General features: G+C 68.0%; 20 protein-coding genes. 7 read left to right on the top strand and 13 right to left on the bottom strand.

Translation table 11 applies throughout. The features are described 5' to 3' along the window. Positions 1 to 13 precede the first annotated feature (13 nt). The 5 genes from KR541_RS22935 to KR541_RS22915 all read right to left on the bottom strand — a co-directional run bounded on the left by KR541_RS22935 (position 14) and on the right by KR541_RS22915 (position 4525). Positions 14 to 970, bottom strand: a complete 957-nt coding sequence (locus tag KR541_RS22935; protein WP_050012327.1) for an alpha/beta hydrolase — start codon at positions 968 to 970, stop codon at positions 14 to 16. A 57-nt stretch (positions 971 to 1027) separates the two neighbouring features. Beyond that, positions 1028 to 1516, bottom strand: a complete 489-nt coding sequence (locus KR541_RS22930; protein ID WP_050012326.1) for a thioesterase family protein — start codon at positions 1514 to 1516, stop codon at positions 1028 to 1030. Between the two features lie 10 nt (positions 1517 to 1526). Then, a complete protein-coding gene (locus tag KR541_RS22925; protein WP_089489625.1) occupies positions 1527 to 2492 on the bottom strand; it encodes an L-carnitine dehydrogenase in 966 nt (321 codons plus the stop codon). Between the two features lie 89 nt (positions 2493 to 2581). Continuing rightward, positions 2582 to 3511 (bottom strand): 3-dehydrocarnitine:acetyl-CoA trimethylamine transferase CdhC, encoded by a 930-nt coding sequence (cdhC, locus tag KR541_RS22920; protein WP_050012324.1) that lies wholly within the window; start codon positions 3509 to 3511, stop codon positions 2582 to 2584. Between the two features lie 60 nt (positions 3512 to 3571). Continuing rightward, a complete protein-coding gene (locus KR541_RS22915) occupies positions 3572 to 4525 on the bottom strand; it encodes a choline ABC transporter substrate-binding protein (protein ID WP_069617412.1) in 954 nt (317 codons plus the stop codon). A gap of 447 nt (positions 4526 to 4972) precedes the next feature. Here KR541_RS22915 and KR541_RS22910 point away from each other — a divergent pair, with 447 nt between their 5' ends. Further along, entirely contained in the window at positions 4973 to 5140 is a 168-nt protein-coding gene (locus tag KR541_RS22910) for a hypothetical protein (protein WP_160300498.1), read from the top strand. A 35-nt stretch (positions 5141 to 5175) separates the two neighbouring features. Here KR541_RS22910 and KR541_RS22905 read toward each other — a convergent pair whose 3' ends face one another. Further along, positions 5176 to 6057 (bottom strand): LysR family transcriptional regulator, encoded by an 882-nt coding sequence (locus KR541_RS22905; protein WP_124631557.1) that lies wholly within the window; start codon positions 6055 to 6057, stop codon positions 5176 to 5178. 121 nt (positions 6058 to 6178) lie between these two features. Here KR541_RS22905 and KR541_RS22900 point away from each other — a divergent pair, with 121 nt between their 5' ends. After that, positions 6179 to 6622, top strand: coding sequence for a DMT family transporter (locus KR541_RS22900; RefSeq protein ID WP_124555549.1), 444 nt, complete (start codon positions 6179 to 6181; stop codon positions 6620 to 6622). A 53-nt stretch (positions 6623 to 6675) separates the two neighbouring features. On the opposite strand, the gene KR541_RS22895 is transcribed toward KR541_RS22900, so the two are convergent. From KR541_RS22895 to KR541_RS22865, 7 genes are read right to left on the bottom strand one after another with little or no spacing between them, the layout of a single operon-like run. Next, positions 6676 to 8181 carry an aldehyde dehydrogenase family protein gene (locus tag KR541_RS22895; RefSeq protein WP_216089807.1) on the bottom strand — a complete coding sequence of 502 codons (1506 nt, stop codon included), beginning with the start codon at positions 8179 to 8181 and terminating at the stop codon, positions 6676 to 6678. A 33-nt stretch (positions 8182 to 8214) separates the two neighbouring features. Then, positions 8215 to 8754 (bottom strand): c-type cytochrome, encoded by a 540-nt coding sequence (locus KR541_RS22890; RefSeq protein WP_050012320.1) that lies wholly within the window; start codon positions 8752 to 8754, stop codon positions 8215 to 8217. Beyond that, positions 8751 to 9251, bottom strand: a complete 501-nt coding sequence (locus KR541_RS22885) for a c-type cytochrome (RefSeq protein ID WP_213346234.1) — start codon at positions 9249 to 9251, stop codon at positions 8751 to 8753. Before KR541_RS22885 ends, KR541_RS22890 begins: the two co-directional genes overlap by 4 nt. Further along, positions 9248 to 9802, bottom strand: a complete 555-nt coding sequence (locus KR541_RS22880; protein WP_050012318.1) for a methylamine dehydrogenase light chain — start codon at positions 9800 to 9802, stop codon at positions 9248 to 9250. The genes KR541_RS22885 and KR541_RS22880 overlap by 4 nt, the downstream gene beginning before the upstream one ends. Positions 9803 to 9841: 39 nt before the next feature. Then, entirely contained in the window at positions 9842 to 10477 is a 636-nt protein-coding gene (gene mauD, locus KR541_RS22875; RefSeq protein ID WP_213346233.1) for a methylamine dehydrogenase accessory protein MauD, read from the bottom strand. Next, on the bottom strand, positions 10474 to 11028 hold the full coding sequence (locus KR541_RS22870; RefSeq protein WP_050012316.1) for a MauE/DoxX family redox-associated membrane protein: 555 nt from the start codon (positions 11026 to 11028) through the stop codon (positions 10474 to 10476). Before KR541_RS22870 ends, mauD begins: the two co-directional genes overlap by 4 nt. Positions 11029 to 11035: 7 nt before the next feature. Beyond that, complete coding sequence (locus KR541_RS22865; protein ID WP_216089806.1) at positions 11036 to 12193, bottom strand: amine dehydrogenase large subunit; 1158 nt, start codon at positions 12191 to 12193, stop codon at positions 11036 to 11038. 241 nt (positions 12194 to 12434) lie between these two features. Here KR541_RS22865 and KR541_RS22860 point away from each other — a divergent pair, with 241 nt between their 5' ends. The 5 genes from KR541_RS22860 to KR541_RS22840 all read left to right on the top strand — a co-directional run bounded on the left by KR541_RS22860 (position 12435) and on the right by KR541_RS22840 (position 18463). After that, the gene (locus KR541_RS22860; RefSeq protein ID WP_089489630.1) at positions 12435 to 13397 is read left to right on the top strand and encodes a helix-turn-helix domain-containing protein; all 963 of its coding nucleotides are present in this window, start codon (positions 12435 to 12437) and stop codon (positions 13395 to 13397) included. Between the two features lie 101 nt (positions 13398 to 13498). After that, complete coding sequence (locus tag KR541_RS22855) at positions 13499 to 14443, top strand: GlxA family transcriptional regulator (RefSeq protein ID WP_050012313.1); 945 nt, start codon at positions 13499 to 13501, stop codon at positions 14441 to 14443. A 477-nt stretch (positions 14444 to 14920) separates the two neighbouring features. Further along, a complete protein-coding gene (locus KR541_RS22850) occupies positions 14921 to 16633 on the top strand; it encodes a M36 family metallopeptidase (protein ID WP_216089805.1) in 1713 nt (570 codons plus the stop codon). Between the two features lie 79 nt (positions 16634 to 16712). Then, a complete protein-coding gene (locus KR541_RS22845; protein ID WP_050012311.1) occupies positions 16713 to 17966 on the top strand; it encodes a M20/M25/M40 family metallo-hydrolase in 1254 nt (417 codons plus the stop codon). A 134-nt stretch (positions 17967 to 18100) separates the two neighbouring features. Then, the gene (locus tag KR541_RS22840) at positions 18101 to 18463 is read left to right on the top strand and encodes a YbjQ family protein (protein WP_216089804.1); all 363 of its coding nucleotides are present in this window, start codon (positions 18101 to 18103) and stop codon (positions 18461 to 18463) included. The last annotated feature ends 7 nt before the right edge of the window (positions 18464 to 18470 follow it).

Here is an 18470-nt window from a genome sequence, read left to right as displayed (position 1 = left end):
CGGAAAACGCCCGCTACGCGTGTGGTGCGAGCAAGAACCTGCCGACCATCCGGTGCATCCGTGCGGCCTGCGGGCTCGTCCCGAGCGCGCGCCAGCAGCCGTGCACCAGCCCCTCTCCCATCCAGTAGTTCGCGACGCCGCCCGCCGCGCGAACCCGTTCGACGTACACGCGCGCATCGTCGCGCAGCGGATCGTGCTCCGCGCCGATCGCGAGCACCGGCGGCAAGCCGTCGAACCGCCCGGCTTCGAGCGGCACCGACGCGCGCAGCAGCGGGTTGCCGTTTCGCAGCACATTGGACAAGTCACCGCCCCAGTACAGCGCGCGATAGCGATGCACGTCGTCGAGCGTCAGCATCGGCGCGTGCGCTTCTGTTTCGCGCGCGGGCGACTGCGGTTCGAAACCGAGCATCGGATAAACGAGCGCGATGCCGTCCACGCTGCCTTCGCCCGCATCGCGCAGCGCGGTCGCCACCGCCGCCGCGAGCATCCCGCCCGCGCTGTCGCCCGCGAGCGTCAACGGATGCACGCACGGCCCGAACGACCAGCGTGCATCGCGTGCGGCACGCGTGACTGCCACGCAATCCTCGAGCGCGGCCGGCGCGCGGTGTTCGGGCGCGAGGCGATAGTCGACGGCAATCACGTCGAGGCCCGTATCGGCCGCCAGTTGCGCGGTGATCAGCGCATGGCTGCCGAGCGAGCCGACGACGAAACCGCCGCCATGAAAAAACAGCACCGTGCCGCGCGGCGTGCCGTGCGCGGACGTATAGCGCCGCAGCGCGATCGCGCGGCCGTCCGGCGCGCGCCACACGGCGTCCTGCTGCACGATGCCGGCGGGCAGCGCGGCCGGCGTCCATTCGGCCGCGAAGCGGTCGTACAGGCGGCGCTGCTCGTCGGGCGAACGCGCCGCCGCATCGGCCGGATACCACGCGTCGACGGCCGCGACGAACGCCGCGATTTCCGGTTCGAGCATCGTGTGCGCTCCGCGGTCGAAGACCGAAGGTAGAAGATCGTGAAATGAAGCCCGCCGCTAGCGGCGCGGCGGCAGCCCGATCACGCGGCCCGCATAAGCGGGCGCCGCGCACTCGCGCTGCAACGCATGCAGTTCGGCCACGCGCGCGGCCACGTCGTCGTCGAACGGCGCCGATTTCGCACCGTCGCGCGTATCGACGTGCAACAGCATCTGCTCGCTCGCCGATACCGCGTCGTCATGCCCGTCGGCGAACAGTTCGAGATACAGGTGCATGCGCTTCGCGTCGTGCGCGAGCACACGCGCATCGACGCGCACCGGCGTGCCCTCCTTGATCTCGCGCAGGTAGTTCACGTGCGCTTCGAGCGTGTAGACCGAGCGCCCTCGTTCGCGACGCGCGGCGTCGTCGAGGCCGATGCGATCCAGCAACGCATCGGTCGCGAAGCTGAAGATCAGCAGGTAGAACGCATCGCGCAGGTGGCCGTTGTAGTCGACCCATTCGGGCCGCACCACGTCGCGGTAAATCGTCAGCGGGGTATCGCCCGTCATCGCCTGTCCTTTATTCGTCGAATCGCATCCCGTGCCGCGCCTTCACCGCGGCGATCGATTTCAGCACCTCGGTGATGCACTCGTCGCGATAGCGTTCGAGCTCCTTGATGCTGCGCGTGCCCTGCTGTTCGGTCGTGCCTTCGACGACGCGGTCGATCAGTGCGTCGGTCAGCGTCGGCGCGACCAGCTTCGTCCACGGCAGTTCGAGCGCAGGGCCGAATTGCTGCATGAAGTGTCGCATGCCCGCATCGCCGCCGGCCAGCGTGTAGGTCAGGAACGTACCCATGAACGACCAGCGGATGCCCGCGCCGAAGCGGATCGCATCGTCGATCTCGCCGGTCGTCGCGACGCCTTCGTCGACCAGATGCAGCGCCTCGCGCCACAACGCTTCGAGCAGACGGTCCGCGATGAAGCCCGGCACTTCCTTGCGCACGTGCAGCGGCCGCATGCCGAGGGTGCGATAGACCTCCATCGCGCCTTCGACCGCTTCCGGCGACGTGCGCGCGCCGCCGAGCACCTCGACGAGCGGCAGCAGGTAGACGGGGTTGAACGGGTGGCCGACCACGCAGCGCTCCGGATGCGTCGCCCGCGCGTAGAAATCGGTCGGCAGCAGCCCCGACGTCGACGACGCGATGATCGCGTCGGGCTTCGCCGCGCGGCTGATCTGCTCGTGCAGCTCGAGCTTTAGCGCCTCGCGCTCGGGCGCGCTTTCCTGGATGAAATCGGCATCGGCGACGCATGCTTCGATCGTCGACACGAACCGCAGCCGCGCGGGATCGGCGCCCGGCGCGAGGCCGACGCGTTCGAGCGCGGGCCACGCGTTCGCGACGCTCGCGCGCAACCGCGCTTCGGCGCCCGGCGCCGGGTCCCACACAACCACGTCGAGACCGTGTGCGAGCGCGCGGGCAATCCATCCGCTGCCGATCACGCCGGTGCCGATCGCGGCAAACGTGTTGATGTCGGTCTTCAATGCCATGTCAACGCATCCTTCGAATCAGGGGAAATCGGTGGGTGGTCTCGCGTGCGCGCAGGCCACCCTGTCATGTCAGTCAGTCGGCGAAAAACTCACGCGAATTCGGCGAGCGCGCGACGTTCGAGCGGACGTTCGCCGCGCGCCGGCAGGCCGAGCTTGCGGCGGCCTTCGGCCGGCGTCAGCACGCGGCCGCCGAGCCGTTCGACGATCTCGCGGGCGCGCTCGACGAGCGTGCCGTTGGTCGCATGCACGCCGCGGTCGAGCCAGATGTTGTCCTCGAGACCGACCCGCACGTGGCCGCCGAGCAGCATCGCCTGCGCGACCATTGGCATTTGCATGCGGCCGATCCCGAAGCCGGCCCAGTGCGCGCCCGGCGGCAGGTTGTCGACCATCGCCTTCATCGTGCCCGTGTCGGCCGGCGCGCCCCACGGAATGCCGAGGCACAGCTGGAACAGCGGCGGATCGTCGAGCAGCCCTTCCTTCAGCAACTGCTTCGCGAACCACAGATGGCCCGTATCGAAGATCTCCAGCTCCGGCTTCACGCCGAGTTCCTGGATGCGTTTCGCGCCGGCGCGCAACTGCGCGGGCGTCGACACGTAGATGTAGTCGCCGTCGCCGAAATTCAGCGTGCCGCAGTCGAGCGTGCAGATCTCGGGCAACAGCTCCTCGACGTGCGCGAGGCGCGTGAGGCCGCCGACGAGGTCGGTGCCCTTGCCGAAGCGCATCGGGTCCTCGCCCGGGCCGATCTCGAGATCGCCGCCCATGCCGGCCGTGAGGTTGATGATCACGTCGACGTCGGCCGAGCGGATGCGGTCGACCACTTCGCGATACAGGTTCGGGTCGCGGCTGCCGCGCCCCGTCTGCGGATCGCGCACGTGGCAGTGGGCGACCGTCGCGCCGGCCTTCGCGGCTTCGATCGCGGCGGCCGCGATCTCCTTCGGCGTGACCGGAATCGCCGGATGCTTGCCGACCGTATCGCCCGCGCCGGTGACCGCGCAGGTGATGATGACTTCGTGATTCATGATGGTGCCTCGCTTGATTCGGGTTGTGTCGCATTGCTAATGGCATAGGGGCGCGGGCCGTTACAGCCCGAGATACGCCTTCACCGCAGGCAGGCCGTCCTTGCCGTCGAACGTCTTGACGCCCGCGAGCCACGGATCGAGCACCTGCGGGTTCTTCTTCAGGTACGCCTTCGCGGCATCGGCCGGCTTGGTCTTGTTCATCACCGTCTGCATCAGCTGGTTCTCGAGCTGCGTCGAGAAGCGCAGGTTCGTCACGAGCTTGCCTGCGTTCGGGCAGCGCGCGATGAAGTCGGGCGCGGTGAGCGTGTACACGCGCGCTTCGCCGTAGTTCGGGCCGAACGCCGCGTCGCCGCCGGACAGGTAGTTCATGCTGAGCTGGATGTTCATCGGATGCGGCTCCCAGCCAAGGAACACGACCCACTTCTTCTCGCGGGCCGCGCGCTCGACCGTCACGAGCATCCCGGCCTCGCTCGATTCGACGAGCTTGAAGCCGCCCAGCCCGTACTGGTTCGTGTCGATCATTTTCTGGATCGTCGCGTTCGCGCTGCTGCCCGGCTCGATCCCGTAGATCTTGCCGTCGAGTTCCGCACGGTGTTTCGCGATGTCGTCGAAGGTCTTCAGGCCGGCCTGGTACGCGTAGCTCGGCACCGCGAGCGTCGCCTTCGCACCGGACAGGTTCGGCGGCTCGACGACGTTGATCGACTTGCTGTCGAGGAACGGCTGCAGCTGCTTCTGCTGCACGGGCCACCAGTAGCCGAGCGACACGTCGAGCTGCTTGCTCTTGAGACCGGCGAACGAGATCGGCACCGACGCGATCGTCGTGGTCGGCTTGTAGCCGAGCGCCTCGAACACGGTCGACGCGAGCGCCGTGGTCGACGTGATGTCGGTCCAGCCGATATCCGCGAAGCGCACGGTGCGGCAGGTCGCGGCCTCCGTCTCGGCCAGCGCGGCTTGCGTGAACGCGCCGGTCGCCAGCACGGCCGCGGCAAGCGCGGCGATCTTCGTCGACTTCATGGTTCGGTTCCTCCCGATTGGTCTCGCGGCAGCCGGCACGCGGAGTGTGCGCCGGCCTGCATCGTGGGAGTAAAAGTAACGAGCCATATTCGCCGCGAGAAGACCGGCGGCGACCTGTTCTTGCCTGTTTGCGACTATGAGTGGAAACCACTATGTTTCGTCTGAGGCTTGACTGACGGGGGTTTCGGGTTTCTCCGGGGAGCGGCGGGATTGCCCGGATGCGGCGCGCACCTTTCGATTCTTCCATGGCCATGCTGACGGATTTCCGACAGGTCGCCGGAGGCCGTGGGCCGGCCCTATGCTGGCAGTCGCCGAGCGATCGCGCGCGGCCTGCCCGTTGCCGTGCCGACTCGTATCGTCCGGCCGTTGCGCGTCGCTCGAACGGATGCGGACGGACACGGCCGGCCGTCGCGATGTCCGTCTCCGGTCTTTCCGCCAAGGAACACCATGATGCTTGCCGCTTTCTTCGTCGTCGCCCTCGTCGCCCTCGTCGTGCCCATGCGCCGCCGCGTGATGCGCAGCGCCGATGCGAAACTTCGTGCGCAATTCGATGCGGAAGGCCCGCGCGGAGACGCGTCGCGCCGGTTGATGCACGATGCGGGGTACCGCGTCTGAATATCGACGTCGGGCCCGGTGGCGATGCGGCGCGTTCAGCCCGCCGTCACCACCCGCACGAACGCGTCCGCGAGCACCGTAGGCTCGATCGGCAACACCAGCGCGCACACCGATCTCGCATCCTCGTCCGAAATCGGCACGAACACGACGCCGTCGATCCCGATGCTCGCCATCCGCGCCGGCACGATCGCCACGCCGTGGCCGGCCGCGACGAGATTCAGCATCGACGTCTTCGGCGACACGATCCGCGCGGCCGACGGCACGAATCCGCGCTTCAGGCACAGATCGATCACGACGCGCGCGAGGCCGCCCCGCTCCCGATACACGGCCGAGACGAACGGCTCGCGCCGCAACCGCGCGATCGCGACGCGCTTGCGGTGCGCGAGCGGATGATCGGCCGGCACCGCCACGCACAGGCGTTCGGCCGCCAGCTCGACGAAACGCACGCGTGCATCGCGCCGCAGCACCGGCAACCGGACGATCCCGACATCGGCCTGGCCGTTCGCGATGTCCGTCACCTGATCCTCGGACGACGCGCGGTCGAGATCGATGCGCGCGCCCGGACAATCGCGCATGAAGCGGTCGAGATCCGGCATCAGGCTGCTGACGGGCACGGTACTGGAATGCAGCAGCCGCAGCACGCCGGCCTCCCCGCGCGAGAACTGCGCGCCTTCGTCGGCGGCCGCCGTCAGCGTGGCCGGGATCGACGCCACGCGTTCGCGGTAGAGCGCGCCGGCCGGCGTGAGCCGCACGCCTCTCGGTTCGCGGTCGAACAGCAGGAACCCGAGTTCGTCCTCGAGCTGGCCGATCTGCCGGCTGAGCGCCGACTGCGCGACATGGAGCGCACCCGCGGCCGGCGTGAAGCCGCCGAGGTCCGCCACGGTCAGGAAATACTGGATTTGCCGGAGTGATGGCATGCCGAAACGAGATGGATGAGCGCCAGATTCGATATTTGTGTTATACCGGCGCGCTGCGCAGAATGAAAGCCTTCCGTGCCCGCACCACCGTGGCGGCCACGCTTTCGGAGCGTTCATCTTCGTGACTACCGTCCTCTCTTATTTGCTGGTCGTGGCGGCCGGCATCAGTGTTGCGTTGCAGCAGGTGCTCAACGCGAACCTGCGCACGCAGATCGGTTCACCGTGGTGGGCCGGGTCGGTCAGCTACGTCGTCGGCCTCGCCGCGATGCTGGCGGTCGCGCTGCTGTCGCCTCACCCGCGCGTGAGCGGCACGTTGTCCGGCGCCGGGTCGTGGTTCAGCTGGACGGGCGGATTCTTCGGCGCGGTATTCGTCGGCGTCGCGATCCTGATGGTGCCGCGATTGGGCGCGGCGACGACGCTCGCGCTGATCGTCGTCGGGCAGATGACCGGCGCGCTCGTGTTCGACCACTTCGGCGTGCTCGGCATCCAGCAGCATTCGGCGAGCGCGATCCGCATCGCCGGCGCGGCGTGCCTCATCGTCGGGGTCGTGCTGATCCGCGCGTGACGGCGGCGCGTGCGTGGCCGATATGCCGGCCGCGCACGCACGCGCCGCGACGCTCACGCGTAGTTCATCATCACCGACTTGCTCTCCGTGTACTGGTCGATCACCGCGCGGCCGAGTTCGCGGCCGAAGCCCGACTGCTTCATCCCGCCGAACGGCAACGCGTTGTCGAGCAGCGAATGGCAGTTGACCCACACGGTGCCCGCGGCAATACGCGGGATCAGCTTGTGGATCGCCGCAAGATCGTTCGACCAGATGCTTGCGCCGAGCCCGTACGGCGTGTCGTTCGCGAGCTGCACGGCCGTATCGACGTCGTCGAACGGCATCGCGACGAGCACCGGCCCGAAGATTTCCTCGCGCACCACGCGCATCGCCTGCGTCGTATCGACCAGCACCGTCGGTTCGACGAAGAAGCCGGGGCCGTCGAGCGCGCGGCCGCCCGCCGCCGCGTGCGCGCCCTCGCCGAACCCCGAGTCGATGTAACCGCACACGCGCTCGCGCTGCTTCGCCGACACGAGCGGGCCGATCTGCGTCGCCGGGTCCATCCCCGGGCCGATCTTCAGGCTCGCGGCGAGCTTCGCGACGCGCTCGATCACGCCGTCGAACACTTTCGCATGGATGTACGCGCGCGAGCCGGCCGTGCACACCTGCCCCTGGTTGAAGAAGATCGCGTTCGCCACGCCCTGCGCGGCCTTGTCGAGATCGACGTCGGGCAGCACGATCACCGGCGACTTGCCGCCGAGTTCCAGCGACATCCGCGTCATGTTGTCGAGCGCCGCGTGGCCGATCGTCTTACCCGTCTGCGTCGACCCGGTAAACGCGATCTTGTCGATGCGCGGATCGCGCGACAACGCCGCGCCGGCCGTGTGACCGTAGCCGGTGACGATATTGACGACGCCGTCCGGGAAGCCGGCCGCCTGGATCAGCTCGCCCAGCCGCAAGGCGCTCAGCGGCGTGTCTTCGGCAGGCTTCAGCACGACGGTACAGCCCGTCGCGAGCGCCGGCGCGATTTTCCACGCGGCCATCAGCAACGGAAAATTCCACGGGATGATCGCACCGACCACGCCGACGGGTTCCTTGCGCGTATAAGCGAAAATTTCGCTGTCCGGCAGGTACGGCATGCCGGCGTCGATCACGCTGCCTTCGATCTTCGTCGCCCAGCCGGCCATGTAGCGGAAGCACTGCGCGGCCATCGCGACGTCGAGCCCCTGCGCGACCGTCACCGGCTTGCCGTTGTCGAGCGATTCGATCTCGGCCAGCTCGCGCGCGTTCGCTTCGATCAGGTCGGCGAGCACGAGCATCAGGCGCTCGCGGTCGGTGGTCTTCGCGGTGCGCCACGGGCCAGCATCGAATGCACGGCGCGCGGCGGCGACCGCCTGCTGCACGTCGCGCTCGTCGGCTTCGGGCACGTGCGCGATCACGGCGCCGTCGGCCGGGTTCACGACATCGAGCTGGCGGCCCGACGCGGCGTCGCTCCATTCGGCGCCGATCAGCATCTTCTTCGGCTTCGCGAGAAACGCACGCGTCGCGTCGAGCAGCGCAAAGGTTTCGTTCGTCTCCATGTTCCTGTTTCCCTGATTCGTTGAGTGAGTCGGTCAGTAGCGCTCCGTGACGCCGTCGATCCCGCGCGCCTGCAACGCGCGGACGAGCCCGGTGCGCACGGTCGCGACGTCGGACAGCGCGGGGCGGCGATGCGCGGCGACTTCGGCGGCCGTATACGGCTTGAAGTCGCGCGGCAGCGCGTCGCGGTTCATCGTCGTGAGCACCCAGTTCAGCACGTCGGCCAGCTCCCGATCCGACAGCGCCGAGTTAGACGCACCGGGCACGCGCATCACGTACTCGCGCCCGGCCGGCAGATGCGTGAAATAGCCGAGCGAATTCGCGAGCGGCGGCACCTTGCCGGGAATGCCGCCGCCCGTCGCCGTATGGCAACCCATGCAGTTGAGCACCCAGTGTTGCCGGGCAAGCGCGGCATCGGCCGCGCCGTCGGCCTGTGCGGGTGCGGACACGACGAACGCGCAGGCCGCGGCGCCCGACAGCAGCAGCCAGCACGACAGGCGACGCGGCAGGCCGCCGAACCGCGATGACGACGACGCGCACCGCGTGCCGTGCACGGACGCGCGCACGCCGTTCACAGGCCGAGCCCCTTGATCACCACCGCGCGCTGCGCGTGCACGGCCGTGCCGTCCATCTGCTTCGCGCGCGCCGCGCGGATATCGGCCGCGGTGAACGGCTTCGCGTCGCCGTGCTGCGCGTTGAGGTCGAACACGACGTAGTTCAGCACGTGCGCGATGTCGTCGTCGCTCGCGCTCGCGAACGACGGCATCTTGAAGTTGTAGCGCTTGTCGTGCACCTCGATCTCGCCGAACATGCCGTGCAGCAGCGTCGCGATCAGCTGCGCCCGGCCGGCTTCCGCCGCCGCGTACTTGCCCGGGTACTCGGTCAGCGGCGGCGCCAGCCCGTCCTGCCCTTTTCCGCCCGCCTGGTGACACACCGCGCACTGTGCGTCGAACAGGCTTTTTCCGGCCGGGTGATGCACGGCTTCCTGTGCGCCGGCCGCGCCGGGTAATGCGAAGGTCCCCACGGCCGCCATGCATGCAACGACGGTCCTTCCTGCCTGCTTCACTTTCATTGCTTAGCCGCCCCTAGCAGAACCGAAACCGAACAGTGGTAATTCGAATTACCGTTCGCCATGCACCAGTTGATGTCGTTGTTCAGCGACAGCTTGTACAGCGGCTTCTCGCGCTCGTTGCGGTTGCAGAAGCACTTGCCGCACGAGGTCTTGCCGCAGCAGTCGTTGTACGACACGATGTAGTCCGAACCGTCGTGCGGATTGCGGCAGGTGCCGATCCACGTGATCGGCGACGGCGTCGTGCCCGGCGGGCAACTGCTCGACGTGCCGCCGCAGCAGCTGCAAAGCCAGCCGTCGATCGCGCAGTATTTCCAGTAGTCGCAGCTCGTCGGGTCGTCGCTCGCGCCCGCCGCGGCGGCACCGGATGCACCCGGCGCCGCCGATGCCCCGGATGCCGCATCGGCCGCATACGCGGTGCGATCGACGGGCAGCAGCGGCAGCAGCGCCGACCCCACCAGCACCTTGCCGAGCTTCGCCATCGCGCTGCGCCGCGAACTGTGCTGCGCGACGCCGCGCGCCGACCGCTCGAACCATGAATCAAACACGCCCATGTCGTCGTTCTCCAATGACGTTGAAAAAGGTCCGGCCGGTCATGCGTGCTGCGCGTGCGCGTCGTGCGCATCGTGGCTGTGATCGCCGTGCACGAACTGCTGCAGCGACGCGACGCCGCGCTCCTTCGCCTCGAACAGGCTCTCGAGGTGCTCGCGCGTGTTGACGAGCCCCTTCGCGCGCACGGCGCCCGTTTCGTCGAGCAGCACCGCATACGGCAGCTTGCCGATCTGGTACGCAAGGCCGAGCTCCTGCGACAGCACGTACGGGAAGCGCCCGAGGTCGTGCTTTCGCGCGAAGCGCGCATGTTCGTCGGCATCGCCGTCGCTCGCGAGCACGATGTTCGCCGGCGTCGCCTCGCTGGCCTGCAGCGACGGCAGCAGCGGCAGCAGCTTCTTGCAGACCGGGCACGTCGGCGACAGGAAGAACAGCAGCGTCGCCTTGCCCGCTGCATCGATGCCGCCGACTTTCACGTGCGAGCCGCGAAGGTCGGTCAGTTCGAACGTCGGCGCGATCGTGCCGACCGCCGGCCCCTTGTCGATCATCAGCGCGCCGGCCGGCATGATGCGTTCGTACAGGATGCCGATCTGGCGCACCAGCGCGAGGCAGATCGCGCCGAGCGCGAGGACGGCCACCCACAACAGGGCGGTGGAAGCGGTAAGAGCGGTTTGCATCATGAATTCCTCAGATGAGAAAGGCGCGGGACGTTGGCGAGCAGCACGTCGACGGTAAGCAGCGCGCAGACGATCAGCAGCACGGAGAAGAACAGCGTCAGGTAGTCGAACCACACGACGGCGCGCGTGCCCGGCTCGACGAACGCGGTCGCGGCCAGCGCGACGAGCAGCAGCACGCGGCCGACATGGAGCCAGCCGATGCCGCGCGGCGCGTCCGCACGGGCGGCGGTGAAGCCGGAACAGCCGCAGTCGATGTCGGTGTGGCCGCGCAGCAGGTTGATCGCGAGGCCGGCCGCGAACGCCAGGAGCAACGCGATCAGGCCGGTCGCGCCGGCCGCGCGCGTGTCGGGAAACAGCAGCGCCACGGCGGCGACGACTTCCGCGAGCGGAATCGCGAACGCGACGGGCGCGGTCAGCGCATCGGACAGCAGCCGGTAGCCGGCGAGCGCGTGGCGAAACGCGGCGGGGCGGCGCATCTTCGCGAAGGCGCCGAGCAGCACGACGGCGGCCGCGCCGGCCTGCGCGCTGGTGGCGAGTACGGGATCGACGGTCATCGCGGCCTCACGGGTTGACGAGCAGCGACGACGTATTGCCGATCTGCTTCTCGACGTGCCGCAGCGTGCCGGTACGCGCGTCCATCACGACGAGATCGGAGGTCGCCGTCAGCCCGTAGAACAGCGGCTTGTCGTCCTCGCTGATCTGGATCGACACGAGCGGCTCGACCTTCAGTTGCGCGAGATCCCAGCGCGCGACGCGCTGCTTCGTCTTCAGGTCGTACACCCACACCTGCGTACCGGGATCCTTGTGCGAACCGTCGGCGCCCTTGTGCATCAGCACGTAGTAACGGTGCTGCTTCGCGTGCACGGCCGTCTGCTGCAGGCCGCCCGGACGCCAGCCTTCGGCGCGCTCGGCGTCCGTCAGCAGTGGCCACGGCGTGCCGAACGCCGGCTTGTCGCCGCTGAAATCGGCGCTGCGCACGGTGCCGCCGTACGTGGTGAACAGATAGCCGCCGTTGTACCGCGACGCGTTCACGAACGCCGGATCCTTGTCGACGTCGATGAACGCGTCCGACATCGTGCGCTTCGTTTCCTTGCCGTTCGCGTCGAGCGTGACGGTCAGCGCCTTGCCGCTTTCGCACAGCGCGGTGAAGCGGTCGTTGCCCGACGGATACGCGAGCACGCACGCAGCCATGTCGATCTCCGACAGCACCTGCTTCGAGACGGCGTCGATCACCGTCACCGACGCGGCCGGCGTGATGTTCGCGACGTACAGCCGCTTGCCGTCGGCGCTGAACGCGGTGTTGTACGGCGACGGCACATGCTGCCCGTGCTTCGCCGGAATCACGATCTCGCCCGCGTGATCGAGCGTCGTGTTGTCGATCATCTCGACGACGTCGGTGCGCGTGCCGTGCGAGCCGCGCGAGAAATAGGTCGTCGCGACGAAGCTCGTCTTGCGGTCGGGCGAGATCGCGAAGCCGGGGGCGAAGCCGCCGTCGATCTGGCCGAGCAGCTTCTTCGCATCCGCGTCGTACACGTGGATGCGCCCGTCGGTCATCGACGGCATCGAGATGTCGACGACATAGACCTCGTGCGGATGCCACGGCGGCATCTTCTGCACGACCAGCTCTTCGGGGTTTTCCGTCGCGTTCGCGCTGCCGGCCGATGCCGCCGCCAACGCCAGCGTCGCCGCGAGCGCCGCGGTTCGTCGCCTTGTCCTCATGCCGCCTCCAGTGGGGAATTCACGTTATGTGGGGCGACTGTAGTTCGACAATAAATCCCGTCAGCACCCGGACCGGCAACGCGTACGTGCCGATTCGGGATATTGGAAATGCGCGTGAAAGCCTCGCTGTACCGCCCCTTCCGACCCTCTGAAACATGCACACGGAATAGCGCTGCCCCGTATTGCGCCGACTATTCGGTCGGTTTAATCTTGCGCGGTTCGAACGATCGCCGGAGGGGCCGTGCTCGCGTTTCATCAGAGGTTCGACGACGCAGACCGACATGCCGAGGCGCTGCGCGGCTGGAATCAGCGTTACGACCAGATCGGGTCCGGCGCGTATCGCAGCGCGGTCAAAAACGCGGTGTTCGACGGCGCGCAACTGTTCCAGGAAGCGGCGAACGTGCGCATCATCCAGCGCGGATGTTTGCCGCACGGCCATACGGTGTTCGGCATGCCGCTCACCGGCTCGGGCACCTTTGCGTTCGGCGATGCGCGCCTCGAGCGCGGCACGATCGTGATGGCGCGCGGCGGCGCGCCGTTCGAACTCCATTCACCCGACGACATGTCGCTGATCGGCGTGGTTGTCGAACCCGAATTGATGCAGCAGATCGAGGATGCGGCCGACGTGCGGCTGGACGCACGCGCGCTGCGGCGCGGCGTCGTCGAGGTGCCGGTCGCCGCGCGCGACCGTGCGAGCATGCAGCTCGCGACGCTGCTCGAACGCGTGCTGTCGGCGCCCGATGCGTTCGACGCGGCGCCCGCGCAACACGCGCTGCGCGCCGACGTCGGCAACGTGCTCGTCGATCTCCTCACGTACCGGATGCCCGAGCCGTCGAACCGGCTCACGCATGCCTGTCACGCCGACATCGTGCGCCGCGTGCACGACTACGTGATCGAGCACCCGGAAGCGCCCGTCGACATCCTGAGCCTGTGCACGCAACTGCGCGTGAGCCGGCGCACGATGCAGAACAGCTTTCAGTCGGTCGTCCAGACGAGCCCGCTCAACTACACGCGCGCGCTGCGCCTCGCGCAGGTCCGACGCCTGCTGCTCGACACGCGGCAATCGGACCTGCCGATCAGCGAAGCGGCCGCACGCTGGGGCTTCATGCATCTCGGGCATTTCGCGAACGCGTACAAGGCGCAATTCGGCGAATTGCCGTCGACGACGGCGCGCCGCACGGTGAGTGGTGCAAAAACGCGCTGAGCGCCGGCAAAAAACCGCGATAATCCCGGCTTGAACGTTCGGCGCACTGCGCGCCGGCCCGCGCGGTGCGCAGCGCCCCCCTGCTTCCACCCCACGCCCCGATGCCCGAGGATTTCCACTTCCTGCTGCTGCCCGGCTTCTCCGCGCTCGGCTTCATGTCCGCGGTCGAGCCGCTGCGCGTCGCGAACCGCTTTCGCACCGAGCTGTATCGCTGGCACGTGATCAGCGCGGACGGCGCGCCCGTCGCCGCGAGCAACGGCATTCCGGTCGCCGCCGAAGCCGCGTGCGCGGACGTCCCGCAGGTCGATACGGTGTTCGTCGTCGCCGGCTTCGATCCGCTCGTGTGCTACACGCGCACGCTCGGCGACTGGCTGCGCCGCCAGCACCGGCACGGCGCCACGCTCGGCGGCATCGATACGGGCAGCTTCGTGCTCGCGGAGGCCGGGCTGTTCGACGCGTCGCAATCGCTCACGCTGCACTGGGAAGCACTGGCCGCGTTCCGCGAGCGCTATCCCGGCCTGAACGCGACGCAGGAGCTGTTCGAGATCGACGACCGGCGCATCACGTGCGCGGGCGGCACCGCGTCGATCGACATGATGCTCGACCTGATCGGCCGCCGGCACGGCGCCGATCTCGCGGCCGCAATCTCCGAGCAGTTCGTCGTCAGCCGCATCCGGCAGCGCTCGGACAGCCAGCGGCTCGAGATCGCCGCGCGCTACGGCGTGCACAACCGCAAGCTGATCCAGGTGATCGGCACGATGCAGCGGCACATGGAGAACCCGCTCGGCTCCGACGCGCTCGCGCAGGAGGTGTCGATCACGCGGCGCCAGCTCGAACGGCTGTTCAGCGCGACGCTGAACGACACGCCGACGCACTTCTACCTGAACCTGCGCCTCGATCGCGCACGCGAACTGCTGCAGCAGACCGACATGAGCATCACGTCGGTGTGCGTCGCGTGCGGCTTCGAATCGCCGTCGCATTTCTCGCGCACCTATCGCGCACGATTCGGAATGAGCCCGCGCAGCGACCGGCGGGCGACGCGCTGATCGTCTCGGCTTTTGATCACAATCCGGCGCGGTATTGCGCGTTCCGGCGGCGTTTCCGTCCGTTCGCTGAACAATGTCGGCAACTGGTCGACGAACCGAAGCGGTCGTCGAAAATAATCTGGAATGTCGTTGAAAATATTCTGTAACATACCAAAAAAAGTTAGATAGGCAGCCTAACGATACGCCTGCTTCATCTCGCGCGCGTCGTGCCACGCAGGCTGCCCACCGATATCACGATCGATCCGAGGGGTATGACATGACGATGCTCGATTCGCCGTCGCCGCACCTGCCTGCCGTTCGCTTCTTCTCCGCTTCGCCTGCCCGCTTCTTTTCGACCTGACATTTAGAGCTCCTTAGTCAGTCGACATTCCCACACCGCTTCGCCGCACCGGTCCCATCGAACCGGCGCGCGGGCCGTGTCGTGCCTGCTCGCCACGAGCGCGCGGGCGTGTCCAACCGTTGAGATGAGGATCACGTATGCAGACATCACGCAAAGCATTGCCGCTCGCCCTGGGTCTCGTGCTCGGTTTCGGCATCGTCGGCGGCACCCAGGCCGATACGAAAGTGCCGAATCCGCAGGCCGCGAGCCTGCGCGAAAGCCTGACGCGCGGCGTCGCGCCGCCGGCCGCGAAGGCCGACACGGCCGCCGGGCAATTCCGCGCGGACGGCGTCGCCGTCACGCTGTACAACCCGGCCTATCGCGTCAAGAAAGCTGCCGCGACGCCCGCCGCCACCGCGCGCGACTTCGTCGCGTCGCAGGCGGCGCAGCTCGGGCTCGACGCGGCCGCGCTCGCGAGCCTCGTCGTCACGTCGGAGCGCAACGACGCCGACTTCACCGTCGTGCGCCTGCAGCAGCAGGCCGCCGGGCTGCCCGTGTACGGCAGCGACATCGCGGTGACCGTCGCGAAGGACGGCCGCATCCTGTACGTCGCGAGCAACACGATCAACGGCGTGATCGCGACGACGCGCAAGTCGCAGGCCGTCGACCAGCAGCAGGCGCTCGACCGCGCCCGCGCGTATCTCGGCGTGAGCGGCTTCACGCATCTCGACGCGCAGCTCGTCGCGTTCGTCGACAAGGCCGGCACGCACACCGCGTGGAAGGTGCGCGGCCGTCCGCAGGACGGCCCGAAAGGCGACTGGGAACTGCTGATCGACTCGGCAAGCGGCGAAGTGCTGCGCGCGGAGGACAAGGCGTTCTACGCGACCGACGGCACCGGCTTCGTGTTCCGCCCCGATCCGCTGTCGCCGACGAAAAGCAGCTACGGCAGCACCGGCTACAAGGACAGCAACGACGCCGATTCGACGCAGCTCGCGGCCGCGCGCGTGCGCGTGACGCTGAAGGATCTCGCGCAGTCGGGCACGCGCTACACGCTGACGGGCCCGTACGCGTCGTGCATCGATTTCGATGCGCCGCTCGACAAGGCCTGCCCGTCGCAGTCCACGCCCGCGTTCGAGTTCACGCGCGGCAACCTGTATTTCGAGGCCGTGAACGTGTACTACCACATCGACACGTTCCTGCGCTACGTGAACCAGACGCTCGGCATCAAGGCGCTGCCGTACCAGTACACGGGCGGCGTGCAGTACGACCCGCACGGCGAATCGGGCGACGACAACTCGTCGTATTCGTCGAGCAGCGGCCGGCTGACGTTCGGGCAAGGCGGCGTCGACGACGCGGAAGACGCGGACGTCGTGATCCACGAACTCGGCCACGGCATCCACGACTGGGTCACCAACGGCGGCCTGTCGCAACAGGAAGGCTTGTCGGAAGGCACCGGCGACTATCTCGCCGCCGCGTACAGCCGCGACTTCAACCAGTGGAGCCCGTCGGATGCGCAGTATCACTGGGTCTACAACTGGGACGGTCACAACGAGTTCTGGGGCGGCCGCGTGACCAACTGGAACGTCGGGCGCACCTATGCGCAGGCGCGCGGCGCGGAGATCCACACGGCCGGCCAGTACTGGGCGTCGTGCAACCTCGTCGCGCGCGACGCGATCGGCGCGCAGGCGATGGACAAGGCGTTCCTGAAGGGGCTGTCGATGACCAACAGCTCGACCAACCAGAAGGCCGCCGCGCAGGCCGTGCTGACGGCTGCCTCCGCGCTCGGCTACAGCAGCGCGCAGCTCACCGCGATCGGCAACGCGTACAACAAGAGCTGCACGTACGGCGTGACCGTTCCGCAGAAGTCGTAATGCCGCAGCAGGCGGGCGCGCGTCGCACGATCTGCGACGCGCTCCCTTCATCGACATCGCCATCCTCACGAGATCGAACATGCCTACTCTGACACCAACCCGCCTGAGCGCCGCGCTGGGCGGCATGCTGCTGAGCGCCGCCGCGCACGCGACACCCGTCTGGATCACGCTCGGCGACACCGCGTTCCGCCAGCTTCAACGCATCGATGCGTCCGCAACCGCGCGGTACAGCACGACCGTCGACGCCGGCAAGGCGGCCGACGGCGCCGCGCGCCGCGAAACCGTTCACGTCGTCGAGATCGACGATGCCCGGCTCGGCGAGCTGGCCCACGCCGTCCACCACACGCGCGGCCACGGGCCCGGCTACGTCGTGCACGATTCGTTCGACGACGCGCGGCAGGCGCTGCAGCCGTTACCGGCGACGCTCGCGAAACAGGCCGCCGCCCCCGCGTACACGGTGTCCAACGTGCCGCAGATCGGCACGTGGGTCCAGCAACTGCAAGCGAGCAACATCGTCGGCACGATCACGTCGCTGTCCGGCTTCACGAACCGCTACTACACGACGTCGCACGGCGTCGCCGCGTCCGACTGGCTCGCGCTGCAGTGGAAGCAGCTGGCGGGCTCACGCGCCGACATCACCGTCGAACAGTTCGCGCACACGGGCTTTCCGCAGAAATCCGTGATCCTGACGATCCGCGGCAGCGATCCGGCCGCGGGCACGGTCGTGCTCGGCGGCCACCTCGATTCGACCGTCGGCCGCACGACGGAGAACTCGCGCTCGCCCGGCGCCGACGACGACGCGTCGGGCATCGCCAGCCTGACCGAGGCGCTGCGCGTGCTGCTCGCGAACAACTACAGGCCGAAACGGACCATCAAGTTCGTCGGGTATGCGGCCGAGGAAGCCGGCCTGCTCGGCTCGAAGGCGATCGCGAAGCAGTTCCGCACGCAGAATGCGAACGTGGTCGGCGTGCTGCAGCTCGACATGACGAACTACAAGGGCGATCCGAAGGACATCTACCTGATCACCGACTACACGAACGCCGCGCAGAACACCTATGTGAAGAACCTGGCGGCGACCTACCTGCCGGAGCTCGCGATCGGCACGTCGCAGTGCGGCTATGCGTGCTCGGATCATGCGTCGTGGAATGCGCAGGGGTACCCGGCATCGTTCCCGTTCGAAGCCGACCAGAACGACAGCCCATACATCCACACGGTGAACGACACGCTGGAAAACTCGGATCGACAGGCGAACCATGCGCTGAAGTTCGGCAAGCTCGCGCTCGCCTATGCGGTCGATCTCGGCGGCATTGCCGGCGCGACGATCAAGCGCTGAGCGTGCGTTGCCGAGCGGCTCTCGCGTTCGGCAACGACACGGGCGCCCGTCTGCTTCTGGGGGCGCCCGTTCGAATGCGTTGTCTCGGTCCGGCTAGAATCGTCGTTCGACCACTCGCCACACGCTTGCCCACCATGACCGAACCCATCCGCTCCATCGACGACCTGTCGCCCGCCCGCGTCACGACCGCCTTCGACCTGCCTGGCCATACGACCGTCCGCTCGCTCGGCGTCGCCCAAGGCATCGTCGTGCGCTCGCGCTCGAGCGTCGGCTCGTTCGGCGCGTCGCTGCAGACGATCTTCGGCGGCAACATCACACTCTATACGTCGCTGTGCGAGAAGGCGCGCGAGCAGGCGTTCGACAAGATGCTCGCCGACGCGCGCAAGCTCGGCGCGAACGCGATCGTCGCGATGCGCTACGACTCGACCGAGATCGGCGCGGGCGTGACCGAAGTCATCTGCTACGGCACGGCCGTGCGCGTGACGCAGGATGCATGACGCGTGA

It is taken from the genome of Burkholderia sola, assembly GCF_905400185.1.
GTDB classification, from domain to species: Bacteria; Pseudomonadota; Gammaproteobacteria; order Burkholderiales; family Burkholderiaceae; genus Burkholderia; species Burkholderia sola.
Note: the sequence above shows the minus strand (reverse complement) of the source record. Positions and strands in the feature narration are given on the sequence as shown.

Excerpts from the sequence above, each read along its gene's own strand:
- KR541_RS22850 (WP_216089805.1), top strand. The coding sequence starts at position 14,921 with ATGCAGACATCACGCAAAGCATTGCCGCTCGCCCTGGGTCTCGTGCTC.
- KR541_RS22840 (WP_216089804.1), top strand. The coding sequence starts at position 18,101 with ATGACCGAACCCATCCGCTCCATCGACGACCTGTCGCCCGCCCGCGTC.
- cdhC (WP_050012324.1), bottom strand. The coding sequence starts at position 3,511 with ATGAATCACGAAGTCATCATCACCTGCGCGGTCACCGGCGCGGGCGAT.
- KR541_RS22880 (WP_050012318.1), bottom strand. The coding sequence starts at position 9,802 with ATGGGCGTGTTTGATTCATGGTTCGAGCGGTCGGCGCGCGGCGTCGCG.
- KR541_RS22865 (WP_216089806.1), bottom strand. The coding sequence starts at position 12,193 with ATGAGGACAAGGCGACGAACCGCGGCGCTCGCGGCGACGCTGGCGTTG.
- KR541_RS22935 (WP_050012327.1), bottom strand. The coding sequence starts at position 970 with ATGCTCGAACCGGAAATCGCGGCGTTCGTCGCGGCCGTCGACGCGTGG.
- KR541_RS22905 (WP_124631557.1), bottom strand. The coding sequence starts at position 6,057 with ATGCCATCACTCCGGCAAATCCAGTATTTCCTGACCGTGGCGGACCTC.
- mauD (WP_213346233.1), bottom strand. The coding sequence starts at position 10,477 with ATGATGCAAACCGCTCTTACCGCTTCCACCGCCCTGTTGTGGGTGGCC.
- KR541_RS22895 (WP_216089807.1), bottom strand. The coding sequence starts at position 8,181 with ATGGAGACGAACGAAACCTTTGCGCTGCTCGACGCGACGCGTGCGTTT.
- KR541_RS22855 (WP_050012313.1), top strand. The coding sequence starts at position 13,499 with ATGCCCGAGGATTTCCACTTCCTGCTGCTGCCCGGCTTCTCCGCGCTC.
- KR541_RS22925 (WP_089489625.1), bottom strand. The coding sequence starts at position 2,492 with ATGGCATTGAAGACCGACATCAACACGTTTGCCGCGATCGGCACCGGC.
- KR541_RS22910 (WP_160300498.1), top strand. The coding sequence starts at position 4,973 with ATGATGCTTGCCGCTTTCTTCGTCGTCGCCCTCGTCGCCCTCGTCGTG.
- KR541_RS22870 (WP_050012316.1), bottom strand. The coding sequence starts at position 11,028 with ATGACCGTCGATCCCGTACTCGCCACCAGCGCGCAGGCCGGCGCGGCC.
- KR541_RS22930 (WP_050012326.1), bottom strand. The coding sequence starts at position 1,516 with ATGACGGGCGATACCCCGCTGACGATTTACCGCGACGTGGTGCGGCCC.
- KR541_RS22915 (WP_069617412.1), bottom strand. The coding sequence starts at position 4,525 with ATGAAGTCGACGAAGATCGCCGCGCTTGCCGCGGCCGTGCTGGCGACC.
- KR541_RS22845 (WP_050012311.1), top strand. The coding sequence starts at position 16,713 with ATGCCTACTCTGACACCAACCCGCCTGAGCGCCGCGCTGGGCGGCATG.
- KR541_RS22885 (WP_213346234.1), bottom strand. The coding sequence starts at position 9,251 with ATGAAAGTGAAGCAGGCAGGAAGGACCGTCGTTGCATGCATGGCGGCC.